Annotated in this window: 4 protein-coding genes; 3 read left to right on the forward strand and 1 reads right to left on the reverse strand. The window is 76.7% G+C overall.

Annotated features, from left to right (window positions below):
- The first annotated feature begins 75 nt into the window (after positions 1 to 75).
- Complete coding sequence (locus SSBG_RS13920) at positions 76 to 351, forward strand: chaplin (protein ID WP_008746755.1); 276 nt, start codon at positions 76 to 78, stop codon at positions 349 to 351.
- A gap of 72 nt (positions 352 to 423) precedes the next feature.
- On the opposite strand, the gene SSBG_RS13925 is transcribed toward SSBG_RS13920, so the two are convergent.
- A complete protein-coding gene (locus SSBG_RS13925; protein WP_008746756.1) occupies positions 424 to 1,383 on the reverse strand; it encodes a GlxA family transcriptional regulator in 960 nt (319 codons plus the stop codon).
- A gap of 178 nt (positions 1,384 to 1,561) precedes the next feature.
- Here SSBG_RS13925 and SSBG_RS13930 point away from each other — a divergent pair, with 178 nt between their 5' ends.
- Positions 1,562 to 1,993, forward strand: a complete 432-nt coding sequence (locus SSBG_RS13930) for a hypothetical protein (RefSeq protein WP_008746757.1) — start codon at positions 1,562 to 1,564, stop codon at positions 1,991 to 1,993.
- Between the two features lie 81 nt (positions 1,994 to 2,074).
- The gene (locus SSBG_RS13935; protein ID WP_008746758.1) at positions 2,075 to 2,665 is read left to right on the forward strand and encodes a GNAT family N-acetyltransferase; all 591 of its coding nucleotides are present in this window, start codon (positions 2,075 to 2,077) and stop codon (positions 2,663 to 2,665) included.
- Positions 2,666 to 2,778 lie beyond the last annotated feature (113 nt).

Below are 2,778 nucleotides of genomic sequence, written 5' to 3' on the forward strand. Positions count from 1 at the left end.
CCCCCCGGGGCGGCCTCACCCCGTGACGGTGCCGCGATCGGCGCGGTCCGCGCGGGTCAGGAACGGAGCACGACCATGCGTCGCATGATCAGGACCGCGGGCCTCGCCCTCGCCGCCGGAGCGGCCCTCGTCGGAGCGGCCGGGGCGGCCTCGGCCGACGCCGGGGCCCAGGGCCTCGCCGCCGGTTCCCCCGGCGTCCTCTCGGGCAACCTGGTCCAGGTCCCGGTCCACATCCCCGTGAACGCCTGCGGCAACATGGTCAACGTGATCGGCCTGCTCAACCCGGCCTTCGGCAACACCTGCGTCAACGCCGACGCCCCGGCCCGGCACCACGGCCACCAGGGCTGGTGACCCCCGCCCGCGAGGCGGGTGGGCGTTCACCCGCCTCGCGGGCTCCCTTCCCGGCCGCTCCCGGGGCGGGCCTCACCCGGCCGTCGCCCCGCCGAACGCGCGCCGGTAGTGCTGGGGGCTGACCCCGGTCGTCCGCTTGAACCGCTCGCGGAACGCCCCGGCGGAGCCGAAGCCGACCTGTCCCGCGATCCGTTCCACCGAGTGCCCGGTCGTCTCCAGCAGGTGCTGCCCCCTGCGCACCCGCGCCCGGTGCAGCCAGCGCAGGGGCGTGGTCCCCGTCTGCTCCTTGAAGTGCCGGATCAGGGTCCGTGTGCTCGTCCCGGCCCGCCGCGCCATCCGCTCGACCGTCATCTCCTCGTCGAGGTGCGCGTCGAGCCAGGCGAGCAGGGGTTCCAGCTCGGCGCCCCCGGCAGGCCCGGCGGGTGCAGCCACGATGAACTGCGCCTGTCCGCCCTCGCGTTCGAGCGGCATGACGGAGAGCCGCGCGGTGTCGGCCGCGACGGCGGAGCCGTAGTCCCGGCGTACGAGGTACAGGCACAGGTCGAGTCCGGCGGCGGCCCCGGCCGAGGTGAGGAACTGCCCGTTGTCGACGTGCAGGACGTCGGGATCGACCTCGACGGCCGGGTACGTCTCGGCGAGCAGCGCCGCCGCGGCCCAGTGGGTCGTGGCGCGCAGGCCGTCGAGCAGCCCGGTCGCGGCGAGCGGGAAGGCGCCCGTGCAGACCGAGGCGATACGCGTCCCGCGCGCCGCCGCCGCGCGCAGCGCGTCCCGGACGGGCACGGGCAGCGGAGCGAGCGGTGTCGCGGTGCCCGGCACGACGACGGTGTCGGCGGTACGGAGCGCGTCGAGCCCGTACGGCGCGCGCAGCGTGAACGCCCCGGTGGCCAGTTCCTCGCCCGGGGACGCGGCGCAGACCTGGACCCGGTACCCGTCGCGGCCGTCCGGCAGCCGCGTCCGCCCGAAGGTCTCGACGGGCACCGAGAGATCGAAGGGGATCACGTGGTCGAGGGCGAGGACGGCGACGGTGTGCATGGCATGAACGTACCGCCCCGCGCCCGGCGCGTTCCTCCCTCCGTACGGACCGAGACGCGGCATCCATGCAGGTGGGACGGGCCATGCGCACCGCTCCGGCGCGGTGGCGGAAAGTCGGCGGAGGGTGTCACTTTTGTCACTGGGCCCGGGCGGTGGCCCCCCGTAGCGTCGTCGTCCCGTGAAGACTCTTTTCCTGTCCCTGCACGTCGTCGCGGCGATCCTGGCGGTGGGCCCGGTGGCGGTCGCGGCGAGCGTGTTCCCCGCGTTCCACCGCCGTGAGGCGACCGCCTCGGGCCCCGCGCTCCTGCACCGGATCTGCCGCGTCTACGCCGCCGTCTCCCTCGCGGTGCCGCTCCTCGGCTTCGCGACGGGCGCGACGATGGGCGTGCTCGGGGACCCGTGGGTGGGGGCGTCGATCGCGCTCACGGCGCTGGCGGCCGTCCTCCTCGTCCTGCTGATCCTGCCGGGCCAGGAGCACGCGCTCACCGGCGAGGGCCCCGCGACGGGGGCGTGGGCGGCGCCGCGCCTCGGCATGGTGACGGGGATCTTCAACCTGCTGTGGGTCGCGGTGACGGTCCTGATGATCGCGCGCCCCGGTTCGAGCGCCTGAGCGACGGCGCCGGGGAGCCCCGGTGCGCGGCCGCCGGGAAATCCGGTGCGCGGCACGGGCCGCCGGGCGAAGAATGCCCCCGTGCCGCGACTCGTCCCGCCCGCCCTGTCCCCCGGCGCCTTCTCCGGCCGCCCGCAACCGGTGCTTCCCCTGCCCGGTACGGAGGCGGCGCTGCGCCCGTGGGAGGAGGGGGACGCGGAGGCGGTCCGGGCCGCGTACGACGATCCGGCGATCCAGTACTGGCACGCCCGCCGGGCCGATTCGGCGGCGGAGGCGGCGGAGTGGATCGCCGGGTGGCGGCAGGCGCGGCACTCCGGGGCCAGGGCCGAGTGGGCGATCGCCTCGGGCGGCACCGTGCTCGGCCGCTGCGGTCTCCACCGGATCGACGCGCGCGACGGCGAGGCCGAGATCGGCTACTGGACCGTCCCCGCCGCACGCGGCAAGGGCCTCGCGCCGCGCGCCGTGGCGGCGCTGACGGCCTGGGCCCTCGCGGACGGCTTCGCCCGCCTCGTCCTCCAGCACTCCACGCGCAACAACGCCTCGTGCCGCGTCGCGCGGAAGGCGGGCTACGCCCTCGAAGCCACCCGCGCCGCCGGGGCCCGCCACGCGGACGGCCGGCACGACATGCACGTCCACGTGCTCCTCAACCCCCGCACGGAACGCGTGCGATGACCCGTCCGCCCCGGTGACCCCCAGGGCGAGGGGCGTCAGCCCTGGAGGCCGCCGCGGCGGACGGACCCGCGCGAGGGCGGGGGCGCGGGGGACGCGCTGCGCGGCTCAGCCCT

The organism is Streptomyces sp. SPB074, assembly GCF_000154905.1.
GTDB lineage: Bacteria > Actinomycetota > Actinomycetes > Streptomycetales > Streptomycetaceae > Streptomyces.